This is a genomic window from Rahnella bonaserana, assembly GCF_019049675.1.
Lineage (GTDB): Bacteria > Pseudomonadota > Gammaproteobacteria > Enterobacterales > Enterobacteriaceae > Rahnella > Rahnella bonaserana.
Map to the genome: position 1 here is coordinate 1 of NZ_JAFMOW010000067.1, position 19,263 is coordinate 19,263.

Below are 19,263 nucleotides of genomic sequence, written 5' to 3' on the forward strand. Positions count from 1 at the left end.
CACCCCACCCCTCCCCTTCGCAGGGGAGGGAGCACAGAAATATCAACTACGTAAACCTCTGCCGCGTTCGATCAAGTACCACGCCAGCAAGTAAAACACCGCAATAAACGCCACCAGCACGCTCATGGTAAACACCAGCGGCACGTCTGAAATCCCCAGGAATCCGTAGCGGAAGCCGCTGATCATGTAAACGATCGGGTTCAGCTTAGAGACAGCCTGCCAGATTGGCGGCAGCAGCGACAGCGAGTAGAACACACCACCAAGATAGGTCAGCGGCGTCAGCACGAACGTCGGGATCAGGCTGATATCGTCAAACGTTGTCGCAAACACCGCGTTCAGTAAACCGCCCAGCGAGAACAGGATCGCGGTCAGCAGTAAGGTCAGCGCGATGATCCACCAGGAGTGGATCACCAGCGGGACGAAGAACAGCGAGATCGCCGTGACCAGGATCCCCACGCAGATCCCGCGCGCCACGCCGCCGCCGACATAACCGGCGATCACCACGTGCGTCGGTACGGGTGCTACCAGCAGTTCTTCAATGTTGCGCTGGAATTTAGCGCTGAAGAACGACGACGCCACGTTAGCGTAGGAGTTGGTGATCACCGCCATCATGATCAGCCCCGGCACGATAAACTGCATGTAGGTGAAGCCGTGCATGCTGCCGATCTGTGAACCGATCAGGTTACCGAAGATGATGAAATACAAGGTCATGGTGATGACCGGCGGAACCAGTGTTTGGATCCAGATCCGTCCAAAACGGTTGATCTCTTTCATCCAGATACTTTTGAGTGCCACCCAGTACAATTGCGACATTATTTCTTTTCCTCACTGCCGTTCACCAGCGTGACAAACAGCTCTTCCAGACGGTTCGCCTTGTTACGCATACTCAATACCTGCACGCCCTGCTTGCTCAGCTGGCTGAACAGGGAATTCAGTCCCTGCTCGCGCATGACTTCCACTTCCAGCGTTGACGTGTCCGTCAGCTGGCTACGATAGCCTTCGAGCACCGGCAGCGGGCTTTTTGCGCCTAAATCCAGAATGAACGTTTCGGATTTCAGCTTCGACAACAGCTCTTTCATACTGGTGTTTTCCACCAGCTGGCCGCCCTGAATAATGCCGATATTACGGCACAGCATTTCCGCTTCTTCCAGATAGTGCGTGGTCAGAATGATAGTGGTGCCCTGCGCGTTCAGCTCTTTCAGGAAGCCCCACATGGAGCGGCGCAGTTCGATATCCACGCCCGCCGTTGGTTCATCGAGGATCAGCAGTTTTGGCTCGTGCATCAGCGCACGGGCGATCATCAGACGACGTTTCATCCCGCCGGAGAGCATGCGCGAACGCTCGTTGCGTTTGCCCCACAGATCCAACTGTGTGAGATATTTTTCCGCACGTTGCAGCGCCAGAGGACGCGGCACGCCGTAATAGCCGGCCTGATTGACCACCACCTGCATGACGGTTTCAAACGGGTTGAAGTTGAATTCCTGCGGCACCAGACCTAACTGGCGTTTAGCGTTGACGATATCTTTATCGATGTCGTAGCCAAACACCTGCACTTTGCCGGCAGTTTTGTTGACCAGTGAACTGATGATACCAATGGTGGTGGATTTACCCGCACCGTTCGGCCCAAGCAGGGCATAAAAATCGCCAGCTTCGACGCGCAGATCGATTCCACGCAAAGCCTGTACACCACCGGCGTAAGTTTTGGTTAACTTTTCCAGTTCCAATGCATAATTCATAAAGGGAGCGTACCTTCTTGTGAAAACCCTGTTGTAGGAATGAGTAAGTGGAGATACCGAATCAGTTTGAAAAGTCGGGGCATTGCCCTATATTACCCCATCGCAGTGAGCTCGTTACAGGCTATTGACCTCCATGAATGACATAGAAAGACTCATCAGTAACAACGCAGCCTGGTCCAAAACCATGATTGACGAAGATCCTGGTTTCTTTGAACGCCTTTCCCAGTCTCAAAAACCCCGTTTCTTGTGGATTGGCTGTTCCGATAGCCGTGTCCCCGCCGAGCGCCTGACAGGTCTTGAGCCGGGCGAACTTTTCGTTCACCGTAACGTCGCCAACCTGGTCATCCACACCGACCTTAACTGCCTGTCCGTTGTGCAATATGCTATCGACGTGCTGGAAGTCGAACACGTGATTATCTGCGGTCACTACGGCTGTGGCGGTGTGCAGGCGGCGGTTGAAAACCCTGAACTGGGTTTGATTAATAACTGGTTGTTGCATATCCGGGACATCTGGTACAAACACAGTTCTCTGCTGGGCGAACTGTCGCCAGAAAAACGTCTCGATAAATTGTGTGAACTGAATGTGGTTGAGCAAGTCTACAACCTCGGTCACTCCACGGTGATGCAATCGGCCTGGAAACGCGGCCAGAAAGTCACGCTGCACGGCTGGGTTTACGGCATTCAGGACGGACGTTTGCGCAACCTGCAAGTTGACGCCACCAGCCGCGAAACGCTGGAACAGCGCTACCGTCAGGGCGTCTCCGCCTTGCTGAACGGCGACCCGCAATAACCAGCCGCACTACTCTACCGAATTTCAAAAAACAAAAGGCACAAAAATGTGCCTTTTTTACCATTTATTTTTCCTGCACTTACAACGCGATCGCTATTAATCAATGAGTTATATGCGGTGTAAGCAGCGACAAGCCCCTAAAAGATGTTTAGACGTGGACACTATGTGGACACTCCAGCCCCGCTTTTCCTCTCAGTGGATTGAAAGAAATGGCGTCCTGCAGGAAGTCCGGCGCGAAGTGAGCGTAGACCATTGTCTGGTTAATATTAAAGCGCCTCCGGCGCGCCTCGGAGTCCTGTCAATAACTGGGGGTTAGGTGGAAAGAAACAAGCCAAAAATAGGCTTGTTGGGAGCGATAAAGGAGGTTGGGAAAATAAGAATTTTCTTGTTTGCTGGCTTGTTTAGCCTGTTAATAAAAACATGTTTTAAAAAACAGTATTGACACTATTTTAGAAATCCGTAAATTAGCGTTCAACAGCGGTGTTATTGCAGTTTGCTGTTTAGAAATAGGAAGTTTGTCAGGTTTATATGTTATTTGCGATAAAGGCCACGAAGTTTTTTGTATGGGATAGTTGATATGAGATTTTCGGTTTTATTATATCAACAATGCTTTAAGGCCATGTAGTTGTTCTAACATCGCAAGAGTAAGTAAGTAAGTAAGTAAGTAAGTAAGTAAGTAAGTAAGTAAGTAAGTAAGTAAGTAAGTAAGTAAGTAAGTAAGTAAGTAAACGCGACGATGTAAGGTCATGATGTAAAAGAAGTTGTTGTTGCGATTTGATTTAAAAGAGTTGGGTATTATCGCAACGAAAGTAAGGCCACGCATCAAAAGTAAATGTCGCAGGGGAAGTGTACTTGTTTAAAGTGCCATTCTTGAGTTGTACAGAAGTTTGGCGGAATACATTCATACGTTAACTGGAGGGAAATTTTTAATTATCACCCAATATTAACTGTGGTAAACGTGTACATTTAAAAGAAGTATCATTAGCAGTAATTATTATTAAGTTCATTAATGTTAAATCTGAAGTCTGTAGTACCTTAAAAGCCCTGACTGCAACGGTCAGGGCTTTTATTGTATATGTGGCAAGGGAATTATCTCATTAATCTCGTTCTTATGTTAAGTCGCAGGGATTGCAGGTGCTTTTTTATACACCTTACCATCAGTAAAATTAATCCTTGCTTATTGAATCGTTCCATGACTAATATGATTGCATCGGTTTGGAACACAGACCTTATGAAAGCAGTTTTAGTAAAGCAGTCCTCAGTTCAAGCGTTATCCTCAGATACCCTTCTTCATGAGCCTCCTCCTAAGTGCCCAATAAGTAAAACTCTGCAAAACAGGCCATCTTAGCTGCACAAGCGGCTCAAAAAAATGAAAGGAAGTATCTATGTCTAACAAAATGACTGGTTTAGTAAAATGGTTTAACCCTGAAAAAGGCTTCGGCTTCATCACTCCTGAAGACGGCAGCAAAGACGTGTTCGTTCACTTCTCCGCCATTCAGAGCAGCGATTTTAAAACCTTAGACGAAGGCCAAAAAGTGGAGTTCTCTATCGAGAACGGCGCTAAAGGCCCGTCAGCAGCTAATGTTATCGCGCTTTAATTGCCGATAATTGCGCTAACACTTACGACAGCGATGAAGGCCTGAGCCTGAGCAGATAAGTGAAAGTGATAAAAAACCCGCCTTGAGCGGGTTTTTTATTACCTGGCAGCAGTGGTTCTTCTAATCGGAAAAAGATATATAAAAACGGCTTCCATTAGGAAGCCGTTGCAAAAAATGCTAATTGTGAATCTCTACTCGTCCAGCATTACGACCTTACCTACATACGGCAGATGGCGATAACGCTGAGCGTAGTCGATGCCGTAACCGACAACGAATTCATCCGGGATCGGGAAACCGACGTATTCGACTTTAACGTCAACTTCCCGGCGTTCTGGTTTATCCAGCAGGGTGCAAATGGCCAGAGATTTCGGGCCGCGCAGTTGCAGAATTTCACGCACTTTGCTGAGTGTATTACCGGAATCGATGATGTCTTCAACGATCAGTACATCTTTACCACGAATGTCTTCGTCGAGATCTTTAAGGATCTTAACGTCGCGGGTGGTAGACATGCCGTTGCCGTAGCTTGAGGCGGTCATGAAGTCCACTTCGTGTGGCACATCCACGGCGCGACACAGGTCAGCCATGAACATGAATGAACCGCGCAGCAATCCAACCAGCACCATTTCACTGCCGCTGTCACGGTAATGCTCGGTGATTTCACGGCCCAACTCGGCAATTCGGGTTTTGACTTCCTGTTCGGAAATCATGACGTCAACGCGATGTTTCATATAAAGACTAACCACCTGATTTAAGAATATTTATCGCTGCTTTATAGAAAAGCAGCGACCATATAGTGGAAAGGATTATACCAAAGAACCCGCCGATGAGTAACGCCGGTGTCAGCTTCCGATGCAACCGGGTCAGCTCAACTTAGTCATTAGTTACCGCGATATTTTTTTATCCCAAAAGCACCATTTTTCAGATATGTAACCCGTGCATTCCGCCATTGAGCTGGCATCTGGGCCCCTGCAGGGGAAAAGACGGATGTTCTGAAGGCCGTTGCCCGGGCGCTGCGGAAATTATCATTCAGCCGCGTCACTCATCGTCTTCCCCGACTAAAATAATGCGGATCCCCAGCTTTTCGATGGCATCACGATATTGCTGGCTTAACCCGCTGTCCGTGATTAACGTATCGACCTTGCTTAAATGACACACCACATTCGGGCTTTTACGGCCAAATTTTGACGAGTCCACCAGCAGGAAAATACGTTCAGCCGCTTTACACATCGCCTGACTGACACCGTGAACTTCGTTGAAAGTGGTGACGCCGCCGTCGAGATCGACGCCATCGGCACCAATAAACAGCTTATCGAAGTTGAATTTATCGAAGGCGCTTTCGGCCAGACTGCCGTGGAAGGAAGAGGATTTTTTGCGGTAGGTGCCGCCTGGCATCAGGATTGTCTGGTCGTTATCCAGTTCCACCAGCGCACTGACGATATGCAGGCTGTTGGTCATCACAGTGATGTTATTGAACTGGCTGAGAAAAGGTACCATCTGCATCACGGTGCTGCCCGCATCAAAAATCAGCGAGTCCCCGTCCTGAATTTCCTGAATGGCCGCGCGGGCGATGCGCAGTTTTTTGCCGGTATTGATGTGAGTTTTACGATCGATGGGCTGATCGCCTTCTTCACGGCTCAGCACCACGCCGCCGTAAGTGCGGATCACTGCGCCCTCTTCTTCCAGCAGGGTGAGATCTTTGCGGATAGTGGTGCCGGTAGTGGCGAAATGCGCGGCGAGATCGTCCACCGCCGTCTTTCCATATTGCTGCAAGTGCTCCAGTATCGCCGCCTGCCGTTGCTTAGGTTTCATCACGATTTTCGCTCAAATTTTAAGATAAATTCACTGCCATCATTCTCTTTGAAAGATAATAGCTTTTAAAGTGAAAATATCATGATTTCGGTTCAATCGCTAATGATAGTGCAGTTTGAATATTCGGATCTTTCGGGAAGATCACACCTGTCATCAATTGTTCCCGGCTCATGCCATTAAGCGATGAAACCGGCTGAGGGCGAGCGAAGATCGTCAGGCCGCGCAGTAAAAATCCGTCACAGACTTTCTCCTGTTGATCGAACGCCAGCGCCAGCACCACTCTGGGTTTGAAACGCCCGCCGGAACGCCCGACGCCGACGTTTCCCTGCAAACACAACTTGTCGAATGCCCGGTTAAAGCGTTGCAACTGCCACCAGCCCAGCGCGATTTGCGCCACCCAGGCCAGTACCGCACAGAGGATTAATGCCGAAGTCGGGGTCATCATGTTCTCCTTAATGTGATTTTCTTATTAACATGGTTTGCTCATTAAAATTGCCATCCGCCCCTGCAAGACAGGGGCGGATGGCATCAGAACATCACCTGACCACCGGTGATATTGATCGACTGACCGGTGCAATATGAGGCTTTATCGCTGGCGTAAAACAGCAGCATATCCAGCACGTCCTGATAGTCGCACCCGCGTTTCAGCGGCACTTTATCAATGTAATATTGCTCGACTTCATCGGCCTTGATGCCGAGTTTTTTGGCGTACTGCGGCAATAATGACTGGAACATCGGTGATTTGAGCAAGTTACCGAGCATCAGCGAATGCACGGTGATGCCGTATTCCGCAAGATCCAGCGCCAGTGACTGCGTCAGCCCCACGCCGCCAAATTTGGCCGCGCTGTAACCGGCGTTGTGTTTGCTGCCCACTTTGCCGGATTTGGAGTTAATCTGAATAATCCTTCCCGGCACACGGTCGCGGATCATCAGACGGGAAAACTCGCGGGCACAAAGGAAATACCCCACCAGATTGACCTGCAAAGAGAGATCAAAGTCGTTGAGAGCGAAATCCGTGATCGGCGATGCTTTCGCCATTCCCGCGCTGTACACCAGCAAACTGACCTTGCCGAATGTCTGATCCACCGCTTTCGCCAGTTGCTCTACGCTGGCTTCATTGGTGGCATCGACGGTAAAGCCAAATGCCCGGTCCTCACCAAACTGCCGGTTAATCTGTTCTGCCACCGACGCGGCATTTTTCTCATTCAAATCCGCCACCGCCACGCGATAGCCGGATTCAGCCAGCCCCTGACAGAGAAATGCGCCCAGCGTCTGCCCTCCGCCGATCACCACTGCAACCTGTTCCATAACTGACTCCTGATTCAGATAATTAATCGATAAATTTCAATATGCTGCCCAGCGGAATATCGTCGGGCGTGGTGCCTTTTACATGGACGCTGCCGGGAAACTCTGCCTCGGCACTGCCGTCAAAACGCAGGGTGATATGCCCCAGCTCACGCAGATTTTGCATCGCCACGTCGCCCACGGCGGTCACCGGATAACGCACATCGGCCAGTTCCATGTAAGCGCCGCGATGCAATTCCCCTTCGGTTTTCCCGTGCTGATGAATGAAGCAGTAATCCTGAATGTCTGCCGGTGCGCCTTCACGGAAAGTGATCAACATCTGGTCGGTCAGCGCCTCACGCGCGAAGTCGCCGATTTGCGTGATAGTGGTTTGATAGATGGTTTGCACGATAACTCCTTACTGATAGATGAAAGCGGAAGCGGCCCAGGCGATAAGTACCGTCGGTGCGCCGGTCAGAAAACGGCTGACCAGCACCGAAGGCACGCCCACGCGCACGGTGTCCTGTTTGGCTTCGGCCAGCGACAATCCGACGGGAATGAAATCGCAGGCCGCCTGAGCGTTGATGGCGAAAAGTGCAGGCAGCGCCAGATGTGGCGGGATATTACCCAGTCCGATCTGTACCCCCACCAGCACCCCGATAACCTGCGCGATGACCGCGCCGGGGCCGAGGAAGGGAGAAAGCAGCGGGAAGGAACAGATCAGCGCCAGCATCACCAGTCCGACCGGGCTTTTCGCCAGCGGCGTCAGCCCGTGCGCCACCAGATCACCCAGCCCGGAGGCCATAATGATGCCGATCAGCGCCGCCACGAAGGCCATAAATGGCAGGATGGTTTTGAGTACCGTATCAATGGTGTCGCGTCCGGCCTGGAACAGCACGGCAACGCCGGAGCCCATACCCATACCGACTTTCGCCAGCAAGCCGTCGCTCTGTTCAGTGATTTTTTTGGTGGTGTCGTAGTCGCGTCCTGCCGCAGCGGGTTTCGCCGCCGCGCTTACCGGTTCCGCGGCGTCTGTGCTTTCAATAACAATGTCATGCTCACGCACGCCGGAGACGTAAATGTCTTCGGTAATAAACTGCGCCAGCGGGCCAGACTTGCCGGTCGAATGAATGTTTACGGTCGGAATGCGCCGCTTTGGGTAGATGCCGCAACGCAGCGTGCCGCCACAGTCGATGACCGCCACACCGATTTCTTCCGCCGGGGGCTCGCCTTCCTTGAAACCGTCCACCGTTTCCCAGCCGGTCAGCTCCGCCAGCTTGTCGACAATCGCCGGGCGCGTGCCCGCCGTGATATACACCACTTTTTTGCCGGGCACCGCGTCAATCAACAGCGGACCGCCCCAGCCACCTTCACCCCGGTTAATACGGATCGTAACGCTCATTTTCTGCTCCGATTTTTAGAATTGGATTTGAATAAATGGAACCTGCCTACAACTGAACCTGACGATCGAGCTGAATGCCCATCTTGCGTTCGAAGATGCGGGTGGTGAGATCCGTTATCCAGCCGCGGAAGAAGTTGGTCATCATGCCCACCAGAAAATAGCTGACAGCCAGTGGCCCGAGCGGCAGTCCCAGCGTGGTCAGCCCGCTGGCGACGCCCAGATAGACAAACAGTTCGCCGGGGTTAATGTGCGGGAAGAGGCCGTTCATAGAGTGGCAGCTGTAAGAGCCCGCCGCGTAATAGCTGGGTTTGTAGATTTCAGGCATAAAGCGCCCGAGGCTGAGGGTCATCGGGTTACAGAAAACAAAGGTGCCGATCACCGGCAGCAGCAGGTAGCGCGAAATCGGATTACCTGCACAGCGCTGTGCCAGACGTTCGATCCGCCGTTGTCCGACAAAAACAATCAGCGCGTTCATTATCACCAGCAAACTGATTAAGAGAGGCAGGATGCCGGTGACCATCCCGACAAACACCTCCCCGCCTTTTTGAAACAGGCCGATAAACCACTCAGCACCGTGCGTTATCACATCGATCATCATCTTCTCCTGTAGGGGAACGTGGGTTTAAGCTTTCATGTTTTGTTACTCCACGCTGAAAATATAATCATTATGAGTTTATATTAATTATATATTGATCACATTTTGAAAGTTTAACCTTTCAATTTGAAAGATTGATACGTAAGGGGCTCCCCAGGAAGAAGAAGGGAACAGGAGAAAAGAGTGACGACACTGGCCGGAGAAGCGTCTCAGGCCAGCTTATTTTCAGAAATGATTAAGAAACTACAGGAAGGAAAATCCGTTACGCGGACACCGTAAATCCAAGCATCATACCGGTATCTTCGTGTTCCAGCAGATGACAGTGCGCCATATAAGCATGTTGTTTATCGGCCAGATGGTTAAAGCGCACCAGCACTTCGCTGCGGGCACCTTCAACGCGCACGATATCTTTCCAGCCCTGACGATGCGGCGGCACAGGCTGACCATTTTCAGAAAGAATACGGAACTGCGTGCCGTGGATATGGAAAGGATGCAGCATCATGTCGCCTTCGCCGGAAAGGGTCCACTTTTCGTACTGACCTTGTTTCACATCGAAAGCGGGCACATTCATGTCGTAGGCTTTACCGTTGATTTTGTTGCCCTGCATGAAGTCGTAACCGGCGGATGATTTGCTCATATCCATACCCGCCATACTGCCGTGACCGTCATGCTCTGAACCCGACATACCCGGCATCGCCGCCATATCGCCGCCGCCGTGATCCATGCTCATGCCAGCCATTGCCTTGTGACCATAGCGTTTCATCAGCGCCGCCATGCCCTGCTGATCCAGCTGCGGATCCATCATTAGTTGCAGCCAGCGGGTCGGCAGATTATCGACGGAAACCAGCGCCGGCAGCGGCACCAGCGTGTCCGGCAGTGAACTGCCGCTTTGTGTCAGCGTCGGCTGAATACGCAGCACCGGTAAAGGTTTGTCAAAAGGTGCCAGCGTCATGCCCATCTGTTTCACCGGCAGCGTGACCAGATCAAAAGCTTTGCCGTCGCTGCAATCGATCAGCACTTCAAAACGCTCGCCCATCAGCAATGACAAGTCGCTGACTTTCACCGGCTCTGGCAAAAAACCCCCGTCACTGGCGATGACGTACATCGGCCGCTTATCACTGGTAGCAATGTGCAGCGAGCGCGCATTACAGCCATTGAGTAAACGGAAACGCACCCAGCCGCGGGAAATACCATGCTGCGGATACACTGCGCCGTTGGTCAGCATGTGTTGTCCGAACCAGCCCACGGCGGCGGTCATCACGTCCATCTGATAATCAATCTGTCCGGCATCATTCAGGCGTTTATCCTGCAAAATGACCGGAATATCATCCACGCCCCAGCGTTTCGGGATCTGCAACAGGTCGCTGGCTTCATCTTCAATCAGCACCATACCGGCCAGTCCCATCGCCACCTGATAACCACTGGTCTGATGCGGGTGCGGGTGGAACCAGCAGGTCGAGGCTGGCTGATCGAGCGTGAAACTGACTTTGCGTTTCTCACCAGGAGCGATCAATGCCTGAGGGCCACCATCGACGTCACCGGGGATTTCCAGCCCGTGCCAGTGAACGGTGCTGGCGACATCCAGACGATTATTAACGGTGACATCGACCTGTTTACCGCGACGGATACGCAGCGCAGGGCCGAGAAGATCCCCGTTTACGCCCCAGGTTGCGGTACTAACACCGGGCAAAAACTGGCTCTTGCCGCGCTGCAACGTCAGCATAATGCCGTTGCGGATATCCGGTTCAAGCAGCGCGGGAATGGGCAATGCGGGGCGGTCTGCGGCGAGCGCGAAGCGGCTCCAGCCGGGCAGCGTACTGGCGGCCCCCATCAGGGTTGTCCACTTCACGAAATCACGACGGTTCATTTTTCAGTCCTTATGAGGGCAATTGCCAGACGGATGGCGTAAGCGTGCCATAATAGTACGACAGCCTAACCCTTCCCCTAAGGGGAAGGTCAAGCGGCTCAGCGGGAAAAGAAATTTGGTGCCGCTCAGTGCAAATATGGTAACGTCCTTTTAACTGTTTGTGAGCCAAGTCTTTCTGACTTTCTATCTAAAAGAACAAGAACACGCCGATGAAAAAAACAACATTGTGTTTGCTATTACTGTCGCTGCTTGGCTTCTCCTCCGCCAGTCAGGCGCTGAGTGAATCAGAAGCGGAAGATCTGGCGGATCTGACTGCCGTTTTCGTTTATCTGAAAAACAACTGCGGTTACGAACAGCTGCCGAATACCCAAATCAAACGGGCTATCGTATTTTTTGCCCAGCAAAACCGCTGGGATCTGAGCAATTACAACAGCTTTAATATGCAGTCGATGGGCGAAGACAGCTACCGCGATCTCAGCGGGATTGCCGTGCCTAAACCGACCAAATGCAAATCTCTGGCGCGTGATTCCCTGAGTCTGCTGGCCTACACCAACTAATTTTTAAGCCTGTTTACGGGCCTGGCGCTCCGGCATTTTGTTGCCGGAGCCGCTTCTCCTCCCCTCAGTTATCCGCACCATGCCTGCCTCAGCTACACTTAACCTAAATGGGTTTGTCTGAAACCGTGCATGGACCGGCAGAGTTAGCTATCATGTGCGCCCATTTTTATGGCTGCGATTGATCAGGAGAAACAACAACATGTCCCAGAGCTCGTCATCCAAAGAAATATGGTATGAGACGCTGCACGCACATTTTGGCCAGTACTTCAGCGTCGATAAAGAGTTGTACCGAGACAAAACCGAACATCAGGACCTGGTGATTTTCGAGAATGCCGCGCTGGGCCGCGTAATGGCGCTCGACGGTGTGGTGCAAACCACTGAGCGTGATGAATTCATCTATCACGAAATGCTGACCCACGTGCCGTTGTTCGCCCACGGTAACGCGAAAAAGGTGCTGATCATTGGCGGTGGCGACGGCGCAATGCTGCGCGAAGTGTGCCGCCACAAAGGTGTGGAATCGGTGACGATGGTGGAAATTGATGCCGGCGTGGTGGAGTTTTGCCGCCAGTATCTGCCCAACCATAATGCCGGAGCCTATGACGATCCGCGTTTCAACCTGGTGATCGACGACGGTGTGAACTTCGTCAATCAGACCGCTGAAACCTATGATGTGATCATTTCTGACTGCACCGATCCGATCGGTCCCGGAGAAAGTCTGTTTACGTCGGCGTTCTACGAAGGCTGTGCCCGTTGTCTCAAACCGGGCGGCATTTTCGTGGCGCAAAATGGCGTGTGCTTCCTTCAGCAGGATGAAGCGGTCAACAGCCACACAAAACTGAGCCACTATTTCAGTGACGTCAGTTTCTATCAGGCCGCGATCCCGACCTATTACGGCGGCATCATGACCTTTGCCTGGGCGACCAACAGCCCGGAATATCGCCAGATCGACAGCGCAACCTTGCAGGCACGCTTTGACGCCGCAGATATCACCTGTCGTTATTACAATCCGGCGATTCATCACGGCAGCTTTGCCCTGCCGCAATATTTACTGAATGCCCTGTCAGCCGCGCGCTGATACTGCATCCATAAGGGGGTGAACTAAATTGCAAAAGCTGAAACTGCATGGCTTCAACAACCTGACCAAAAGCCTGAGTTTTTGTATCTACGATATCTGCTACGCTAAAACCGCAGACGATCGTGATGGCTACATTGCCTACATTGACAAAGAATATAACGCCAACCGGTTAACGGAGATCCTCACCGAAACCTGCTCCATTATCGGTGCCAATATCCTCAATGTGGCGCGACAGGATTACGAACCACAGGGCGCCAGCGTCACGATTTTAGTGAGTGAAGAGCCGATGGATCCGCGCGATGTTGATAACACTGAACATCCGGGGCCGTTGCCGAATTCTGTGGTCGCGCATCTGGATAAAAGTCATATCTGTGTGCACACCTACCCCGAAAGTCATCCCGAAGGCGGGCTGTGCACCTTCCGCGCTGATATCGAAGTCTCGACCTGTGGCGTAATTTCACCGCTGAAAGCGCTGAACTATCTGATCCACCAGCTCGAATCGGACATCGTTACCATCGATTACCGCGTTCGTGGTTTTACCCGCGACGTGAACGGCGTGAAACATTACATCGACCATTCCATTAACTCGATTCAGAACTTCATGTCGCAGGATATGAAATCGCTGTACGACATGATGGACGTCAACGTGTATCAGGAAAATATCTTCCACACCAAGATGTTGCTGAAAGAGTTCGATCTTAAACATTATCTTTTCAATGCCAAACCGGATGAACTGAGCGCGCAGGAGCGTAAGGAAATCACCGATTTGCTGTACAAAGAAATGCAGGAAATTTATTACGGACGCAATCTGCCTTCCGTCTGATCAGCGCTGAAAAAGAAAAAAGCCGGACAGGGTTAACCTGGCCGGCTTTTTTTTTGTATAGACAAATTCCGATATGGAATATTCCCCCAACCTGAAACTCAATAAGCATTACTTAAGTAAAATATCCTGCCCGGAATAAAAGACGTCTATACTCCTTAAGGCAAATTAATATTTAAAGAGTGATTAAATTCTTATTTAACTCAAATTTATCGCCAATCGATCTAACAATTAAGTCAAATTTCAAAAATAATACACAGCCTGTAAATCAAATAGAATCCATGAATAACCAATAATTTAGCTTATGGCAGATCAAAAGATCGCTTTTTTCTTAAAAACAGATAAATCACTTTAAATATCCCCTCCCGACCATTAGCATCGCGTCATTGCTTACTAAGCAACCAGCTCCATCCACCTGCAAGCAGAAATATAAAATGACAATGAGTAAATTAAAGACCGTATCCAGCCTGCTGGTCGCGAGTTCTTTATTGGTTTCCGGGGTTTCCCGGGCCGGGGAAAGTTTGTTAGGCAGCAATACTGAAGGGATGCGGCACTATGTGAGTTACGGTGCTGAATATTATAAGTGGGACGAATCCGTCGATAATATGGACGGTAAATATGTTGCTGAACATGGCCCGCGCCTGCGCGTTAATTTCGGATCCAATAATTATCTCGATACCCAAAGCGGCTTATTAAAAGCCTGGGACATGAGCGTGATGTTCGGGATCGTCCGTTATAAAGGCAGTACGCTGGACGATCAGGCCAATGTGCCGAACGGAACGCTGAAAGGCAAAACCTATTACACCGGCTACAGTGCAGACCTGACGCGCGGCTACCGTTACCGCGCATCCGACAGCGTCTCTTTCGATATGAAAGGCGCACTCGGCGGTCAGGCATGGTTGCGAAACATCCGCTCTGACGATGTGTATATTGCGTCGGAAAATACCACCCGCAATTACAACGCGGTGGAAGTCACGCTGCAGCCTTATGCTAAAGCGTCACTGGGTGCAAACTGGCAGATGACTGCAGATTCACGTCTGAGTCTGGAAGGCGGTGCGTTGTATCCGATTAAAACCTGGACGCACAGTAATCAGGGTTCAGTCTGGCTGGAGCCGAAATCTAAGCTCTCGCCATTCACCAGCCTGACCTGGAATATCAACAAAGATGTGTTTGTGAAAGCCAGCTATGTGCACCAGAAATACGGCAAGTCTGACGAGAAACAAGGTAACCTGAACGGAAGCACCGTCGGCTATTATCAGCCAGCGACCACCACCTCCACGCTGGGATTAGAAGTCGGTTTCTACTTCTGATGATGTCAGTGAATAAGCGTCCTCAAGCGGATTGTTCCGGTGTAAATCGCCGGGACAATCGCTTATCTTAAAAGCCTCCTTTTCCAGAGGCTTACCTTTCATATGGATCGTTTCGCAACGCTGTCTGGCGTTCTCGCCATTTTATTGTGGAGCATGAGCGTGGCGCTCACCCGCAGTTTGTCTGAATCTCTGGGGCCTTTTGGCGCCGCCGCATCGATTTATACGGTCAGTGGAATTATGGTCTGGATGGTCGGTGGAAAACCCTCCCTGCGCGGAGAATCGCCCGCTTATCTGATCGTCTGCGGTCTGCTGTTTATCTTTTATATGGTGGCGTTTTCGCTGGCCATTGGTCTGGCGCACACCCGTCAGCAAACCCTGGAACTGGGACTTATCAATTATTTGTGGCCAAGCCTGACACTGATTTTTGCAGTTCCGCTGCTGAAATTACGCGTACGCTGGTGGATCTGGCCGGGCGTGGTGCTGGCATTTGCCGGTGTGCTGTGGGCGATCAGCGGCGGTCACGGGCTGGACATCCATCAGCTGCTGCGTAATGTACGGGGCAATCCCGTGGCCTATGGTCTGGCGCTGGGCGCTGCCGTTTCCTGGGCGCTCTATTCCAACCTGGTTCGCGTGTTATGTAAGGGCAAAGGCGTGCTGCCGTTGTTTCTGCTGGCAACCGGTGCCGTGCTGTGGGTGCTGTATTTTACCTATTCATCGAACCGCATCAGCCTGACGCTGCCGGCTATTATTGAATTGCTGGCGATGGGCGCGGTGACGGCCATTTCGTATCAGTGCTGGGATATTGCGATGAAAAAAGGCAATGCAACGCTGGTCGCCGCGCTGTCCTATTTCACGCCACTTTCGTCGATTCTGATTGCCGGATTGTGGCTGCATACGCTGCCGGGTGCCAGTTTCTGGCCGGGCGTGCTGATGGTGGTCGGCGGTTCGCTGCTGTGCTGGACCGCCTCACGGGGCAAGTAAGTTTAGCGATAGGTCGTGACAAAAGAACGGTATTTGGCGAGGACTTGCAGAAAGTCCTCGACGCCGCAAAACGCCAGGCTTTCTTCGTCGTAGTAGCTCATGCCTTCTTCAATCTCATCGCCGTCAAAATCCAGCTGATTGGCGCGGATCATCACTTCATCGTCGGCTAACAGCAGCGTGTATTCGTGGCCGACCATTTGTGTCTGGCGTTCGCTGCCTTTCAGCTCACTCAGCGCGGCTTCGACGTTATCGAGCACGCTCAGATCGCCCTTCACTTCTTCATTGAGCCAGTGACCAAGCACTTCATGGCCCATTGAAAAACGCACTTTGACCTCACCGGTGATGTCGCGCAAAAAATCGTAATCCATGGTGCAGCCCTCTGAAAAAATCACAATAAAAAAGGGAGCCGAAGCTCCCTTTTCAACACTGGCGCAAATATAACGATTTAGACTGCGGTTTGGAAGATCACGCCGTCAGCTTTGTCGGTATATTCACTCAGCTTGTCGAAGTTCAGATAACGGTAAGTATCCACCGCGGTCTTATCCACTTCAGCCATATAACCCAGATATTCTTCCGGCGTTGGCAGGCGTCCGAGCAGGGATGCAATCGCTGCCAGTTCTGCCGATGCCAGATAGACATTGGCACCGTTACCCAGACGGTTCGGGAAGTTACGGGTAGAGGTGGATACCACGGTAGAACCGTCGGCCACTCGCGCCTGGTTACCCATGCACAGTGAACAGCCTGGAATTTCTACACGCGCACCGCTCTTACCAAAGACGCTGTAGTAGCCCTCTTCCGTCAGCTGAGCCGCATCCATTTTGGTCGGTGGCGCAACCCACAGACGGGTTGGCAACGCGCCTTTGTGGCTGTCGAGCAATTTACCCGCCGCACGGAAGTGACCGATGTTGGTCATACAGGAACCGATAAACACTTCATCGATTTTGCTGTTCTGCACGGAAGACAGCAGACGTGCATCATCCGGATCGTTTGGCGCACAAAGAATTGGCTCTTTGATATCCGCCAGATCGATTTCGATGATCGCCGCGTATTCCGCGTCGGCATCGGCTTCCAGCAGGGTCGGATTCGCCAGCCACTCTTCCATACCTTTAATGCGGCGCTCGATGGTACGACGATCGCCGTAACCTTCAGAGATCATCCACTTCAGCAGCACAATGTTAGAGCTCAGGTATTCTTTGATCGGCGCCTGATCCAGTTTGATCGTACAACCTGCCGCTGAACGTTCTGCTGACGCATCCGCCAGTTCAAATGCCTGTTCTACTTTCAGTTCCGGCAAGCCTTCGATTTCCAGAATACGGCCGGAGAAGAGGTTTTTCTTACCCTTCTTCTCGACGGTCAGATGACCTTCTTTAATCGCGTAATAAGGGATCGCATGCACCAGATCACGCAGGGTGATCCCCGGTTGCATTTTACCTTTGAAGCGCACCAGAACAGATTCCGGCATATCAAGAGGCATCACGCCGGTCGCCGCAGCAAATGCCACCAGACCGGAACCCGCAGGGAAGGAAATCCCGATCGGGAAACGGGTATGGGAGTCACCGCCGGTGCCGACAGTGTCAGGCAGCAGCATACGGTTCAGCCACGAGTGGATGATGCCGTCGCCAGGGCGCAGTGAAACACCGCCACGGTTCATGATGAAATCAGGCAGCGTATGGTGCGTGGTCACGTCAACCGGCTTAGGATAAGCAGCGGTATGACAGAATGACTGCATCACCAGATCCGCTGAGAAGCCCAGACACGCCAGGTCTTTCAGTTCATCACGGGTCATCGGACCGGTGGTGTCCTGAGAACCCACTGACGTCATTTTTGGTTCGCAATATTCGTTCGGACGAATACCGGCAACGCCACAGGCGCGGCCCACCATTTTCTGTGCCAGCGAGAAACCTTTGTTGCTTGCAGCCACTGGCTTCGCGATACGGAAGACTTCGCTCTGAGGCAGTTTCAGTGACTCACGGGCTTTGGTGGTTAATCCACGGCCAATGATCAGCGGAATACGGCCACCGGCGCGCACTTCGTCGAGCAGTACGTCGGTTTTCAGTTCGAATGTCGCAATCACTTCGTTGGTTTCGTGGTTACGCACTTCGCCTTTGTACGGGTAGATGTCGATGACATCGCCCATGTTCAGGTCAGAAACGTCCACTTCGATCGGCAACGCACCGGCATCTTCCATAGTGTTGAAGAAGATTGGCGCGATTTTACCGCCGAGAACCACACCGCCACCGCGTTTGTTCGGCACATGAGGAATATCATCGCCCATGAACCACAGCACGGAGTTGGTGGCTGATTTACGTGAGGATCCGGTCCCGACTACGTCACCTACGTAGGCCAGCGGGAAGCCTTTTTTGTTCAGTTCTTCGATTTGCTTGATAGGACCGACGCTGCCAGGTTGATCCGGGTGGATACCTTCGCGTTCGTTTTTCAGCATGGCCAGCGCGTGCAACGGAATATCTGGACGGGACCAGGCATCCGGAGCCGGTGACAAATCATCGGTGTTGGTTTCGCCAGTCACTTTAAACACAGTGACGGTGATTTTTTCAGCCAGTTGCGGACGCGACAGATACCATTCGGCATCAGCCCATGACTGCAGAATTTTTTGCGCGTATTCGTTACCGGCGTGTGCTTTTTCTTCCACATCGTAGAAGTTATCAAACATCAGCAGCGTATGAGACAGCGCTTTGGCGGCGATAGGTGCCAGCGTTGCGCTATCGAGTGCGTCGATCAGCGGATGAATGTTGTAACCACCCTGCATGGTACCGAGCAGTTCAACGGCTTTTTCAGGAGTGACCAACGGAGAGGTAGTTTCGCCTTTGGCGACTGCAGCCAGGAATCCGGCTTTAACGTAGGCGGCTTCGTCGACGCCCGGTGGAACACGATTAATCAGCAGGTCTAACAGAGTATCTTCTTCGCCTTGTGGCGGATTCTTCAGGGACTCAACCAACGCTGCCATCTGTGAAGCATCAAGTGGCTTAGGGACGATGCCCTCTGCAGCACGCTCGGCTACGTGCTTACGGTATTCTTCTAGCACGACATTCTCCTCGCTCTCATTGTCATTTATTATGCCTGGCTTCCCTCATCAGACCGCTAGTAATCCTGCAGGGACAGCGGAATATCGGATTGTCTGATGAGTCGGGGACACTGCGGGTATGATTGTTTCTTTGTCGGTATACGACACTTCCTGAACCGGAGCACAGTGTCCTTTAGCGCCGAAGCAGCATAGCAGGATTTTGGGGGGGTGTTAATCTGTTTACAAAAAAGCAACATTAAATTCTTGCTGAATCGTTAAGGGCAAAATAATCCTTTCCGATATGGCGTTCAGACATCTGCTTACTGCCTTGTGAAGCCAGCAAAGACAAGCGTGTGGAGTAAAAATTTACTGTTTATAATTCATCTGCAAGCTGCTGTTAAACCTGGTCGCATGAAG

At 51.6% G+C, this 19,263-nt stretch carries 19 protein-coding genes and 1 pseudogene; 7 read left to right on the top strand and 13 right to left on the bottom strand.

Features of this window, described 5'->3' with window-relative positions; genetic code table 11:
• Positions 1–42 precede the first annotated feature (42 nt).
• Both J1778_RS19560 and J1778_RS19565 read right to left on the bottom strand, forming a co-directional pair.
• Complete coding sequence (locus J1778_RS19560) at positions 43–813, bottom strand: ABC transporter permease (protein WP_095924696.1); 771 nt, start codon at positions 811–813, stop codon at positions 43–45.
• Positions 813–1,736: an ABC transporter ATP-binding protein gene (locus tag J1778_RS19565; RefSeq protein WP_112286855.1), complete on the bottom strand. Its 924-nt coding sequence runs from the start codon at positions 1,734–1,736 to the stop codon at positions 813–815. Before J1778_RS19565 ends, J1778_RS19560 begins: the two co-directional genes overlap by 1 nt.
• A 133-nt stretch (positions 1,737–1,869) precedes the next feature.
• On the opposite strand from J1778_RS19565, the gene can reads away from it, so the two are divergent.
• Positions 1,870–2,526: a carbonate dehydratase gene (gene can, locus J1778_RS19570; protein ID WP_217174585.1), complete on the top strand. Its 657-nt coding sequence runs from the start codon at positions 1,870–1,872 to the stop codon at positions 2,524–2,526.
• Between the two features lie 148 nt (positions 2,527–2,674).
• On the opposite strand, the pseudogene J1778_RS24650 reads toward can, so the two are convergent.
• Positions 2,675–2,791: pseudogene (locus J1778_RS24650) on the bottom strand (phage integrase); the annotation flags it as partial.
• 1,120 nt (positions 2,792–3,911) lie between these two features.
• On the opposite strand from J1778_RS24650, the gene cspE reads away from it, so the two are divergent.
• Positions 3,912–4,124 (top strand): transcription antiterminator/RNA stability regulator CspE, encoded by a 213-nt coding sequence (gene cspE, locus J1778_RS19575; protein WP_056779359.1) that lies wholly within the window; start codon positions 3,912–3,914, stop codon positions 4,122–4,124.
• A 191-nt stretch (positions 4,125–4,315) separates the two neighbouring features.
• Here the strand turns inward: cspE and hpt are convergent, their stop codons facing one another.
• From hpt to cueO, 8 genes are all read right to left on the bottom strand, one after another.
• Positions 4,316–4,852, bottom strand: coding sequence for a hypoxanthine phosphoribosyltransferase (gene hpt / locus J1778_RS19580; protein WP_101075215.1), 537 nt, complete (start codon positions 4,850–4,852; stop codon positions 4,316–4,318).
• Positions 4,853–5,159: 307 nt separating this feature from the next.
• A complete protein-coding gene (srlR, locus tag J1778_RS19585) occupies positions 5,160–5,933 on the bottom strand; it encodes a glucitol operon DNA-binding transcriptional repressor SrlR (protein WP_217174586.1) in 774 nt (257 codons plus the stop codon).
• A 79-nt stretch (positions 5,934–6,012) separates the two neighbouring features.
• Complete coding sequence (gene gutM, locus J1778_RS19590; RefSeq protein ID WP_217174924.1) at positions 6,013–6,375, bottom strand: transcriptional regulator GutM; 363 nt, start codon at positions 6,373–6,375, stop codon at positions 6,013–6,015.
• Positions 6,376–6,461: 86 nt separating this feature from the next.
• On the bottom strand, positions 6,462–7,241 hold the full coding sequence (gene srlD / locus J1778_RS19595) for a sorbitol-6-phosphate dehydrogenase (protein ID WP_217174587.1): 780 nt from the start codon (positions 7,239–7,241) through the stop codon (positions 6,462–6,464).
• 22 nt (positions 7,242–7,263) lie between these two features.
• Positions 7,264–7,626 (bottom strand): PTS glucitol/sorbitol transporter subunit IIA, encoded by a 363-nt coding sequence (gene srlB, locus J1778_RS19600; protein ID WP_217174588.1) that lies wholly within the window; start codon positions 7,624–7,626, stop codon positions 7,264–7,266.
• Positions 7,627–7,635: 9 nt separating this feature from the next.
• Positions 7,636–8,619 carry a PTS glucitol/sorbitol transporter subunit IIB gene (gene srlE / locus J1778_RS19605; RefSeq protein ID WP_217174589.1) on the bottom strand — a complete coding sequence of 328 codons (984 nt, stop codon included), beginning with the start codon at positions 8,617–8,619 and terminating at the stop codon, positions 7,636–7,638.
• A gap of 46 nt (positions 8,620–8,665) precedes the next feature.
• Entirely contained in the window at positions 8,666–9,214 is a 549-nt protein-coding gene (gene srlA / locus J1778_RS19610; protein ID WP_217174590.1) for a PTS glucitol/sorbitol transporter subunit IIC, read from the bottom strand.
• Positions 9,215–9,476: 262 nt separating this feature from the next.
• Entirely contained in the window at positions 9,477–11,081 is a 1,605-nt protein-coding gene (gene cueO, locus J1778_RS19615; protein WP_217174591.1) for a multicopper oxidase CueO, read from the bottom strand.
• Positions 11,082–11,290: 209 nt separating this feature from the next.
• Between cueO and J1778_RS19620 the strand changes: the two genes are divergently transcribed.
• From J1778_RS19620 to yddG, 5 genes are all read left to right on the top strand, one after another.
• Positions 11,291–11,638 (top strand): YacC family pilotin-like protein, encoded by a 348-nt coding sequence (locus J1778_RS19620; RefSeq protein WP_095924682.1) that lies wholly within the window; start codon positions 11,291–11,293, stop codon positions 11,636–11,638.
• 199 nt (positions 11,639–11,837) lie between these two features.
• Entirely contained in the window at positions 11,838–12,713 is an 876-nt protein-coding gene (gene speE / locus J1778_RS19625; RefSeq protein WP_112286905.1) for a polyamine aminopropyltransferase, read from the top strand.
• 28 nt (positions 12,714–12,741) lie between these two features.
• The gene (gene speD / locus J1778_RS19630) at positions 12,742–13,536 is read left to right on the top strand and encodes an adenosylmethionine decarboxylase (protein WP_217174592.1); all 795 of its coding nucleotides are present in this window, start codon (positions 12,742–12,744) and stop codon (positions 13,534–13,536) included.
• A 437-nt stretch (positions 13,537–13,973) separates the two neighbouring features.
• Positions 13,974–14,843, top strand: coding sequence for a hypothetical protein (locus J1778_RS19635; RefSeq protein WP_238484821.1), 870 nt, complete (start codon positions 13,974–13,976; stop codon positions 14,841–14,843).
• A 102-nt stretch (positions 14,844–14,945) separates the two neighbouring features.
• Positions 14,946–15,824: an aromatic amino acid DMT transporter YddG gene (gene yddG, locus J1778_RS19640; protein WP_217174594.1), complete on the top strand. Its 879-nt coding sequence runs from the start codon at positions 14,946–14,948 to the stop codon at positions 15,822–15,824.
• Positions 15,825–15,826: 2 nt separating this feature from the next.
• On the opposite strand, the gene yacL is transcribed toward yddG, so the two are convergent.
• Positions 15,827–16,192, bottom strand: a complete 366-nt coding sequence (gene yacL, locus J1778_RS19645) for a protein YacL (protein WP_217174595.1) — start codon at positions 16,190–16,192, stop codon at positions 15,827–15,829.
• Positions 16,193–16,269: 77 nt separating this feature from the next.
• On the bottom strand, positions 16,270–18,867 hold the full coding sequence (gene acnB, locus J1778_RS19650) for a bifunctional aconitate hydratase 2/2-methylisocitrate dehydratase (protein ID WP_217174596.1): 2,598 nt from the start codon (positions 18,865–18,867) through the stop codon (positions 16,270–16,272).
• Positions 18,868–19,263 lie beyond the last annotated feature (396 nt).

Bases quoted from the DNA above. Each gene is read 5' to 3' on its own strand.
- J1778_RS19560 (WP_095924696.1), bottom strand. From the start codon at position 813: ATGTCGCAATTGTACTGGGTGGCACTCAAAAGTATCTGGATGAAAGAG.
- J1778_RS19565 (WP_112286855.1), bottom strand. From the start codon at position 1,736: ATGAATTATGCATTGGAACTGGAAAAGTTAACCAAAACTTACGCCGGT.
- can (WP_217174585.1), top strand. From the start codon at position 1,870: ATGAATGACATAGAAAGACTCATCAGTAACAACGCAGCCTGGTCCAAA.
- cspE (WP_056779359.1), top strand. From the start codon at position 3,912: ATGTCTAACAAAATGACTGGTTTAGTAAAATGGTTTAACCCTGAAAAA.
- hpt (WP_101075215.1), bottom strand. From the start codon at position 4,852: ATGAAACATCGCGTTGACGTCATGATTTCCGAACAGGAAGTCAAAACC.
- srlR (WP_217174586.1), bottom strand. From the start codon at position 5,933: ATGAAACCTAAGCAACGGCAGGCGGCGATACTGGAGCACTTGCAGCAA.
- gutM (WP_217174924.1), bottom strand. From the start codon at position 6,375: ATGACCCCGACTTCGGCATTAATCCTCTGTGCGGTACTGGCCTGGGTG.
- srlD (WP_217174587.1), bottom strand. From the start codon at position 7,241: ATGGAACAGGTTGCAGTGGTGATCGGCGGAGGGCAGACGCTGGGCGCA.
- srlE (WP_217174589.1), bottom strand. From the start codon at position 8,619: ATGAGCGTTACGATCCGTATTAACCGGGGTGAAGGTGGCTGGGGCGGT.
- srlA (WP_217174590.1), bottom strand. From the start codon at position 9,214: ATGATCGATGTGATAACGCACGGTGCTGAGTGGTTTATCGGCCTGTTT.
- cueO (WP_217174591.1), bottom strand. From the start codon at position 11,081: ATGAACCGTCGTGATTTCGTGAAGTGGACAACCCTGATGGGGGCCGCC.
- J1778_RS19620 (WP_095924682.1), top strand. From the start codon at position 11,291: ATGAAAAAAACAACATTGTGTTTGCTATTACTGTCGCTGCTTGGCTTC.
- speE (WP_112286905.1), top strand. From the start codon at position 11,838: ATGTCCCAGAGCTCGTCATCCAAAGAAATATGGTATGAGACGCTGCAC.
- J1778_RS19635 (WP_238484821.1), top strand. From the start codon at position 13,974: ATGAGTAAATTAAAGACCGTATCCAGCCTGCTGGTCGCGAGTTCTTTA.
- yddG (WP_217174594.1), top strand. From the start codon at position 14,946: ATGGATCGTTTCGCAACGCTGTCTGGCGTTCTCGCCATTTTATTGTGG.
- yacL (WP_217174595.1), bottom strand. From the start codon at position 16,192: ATGGATTACGATTTTTTGCGCGACATCACCGGTGAGGTCAAAGTGCGT.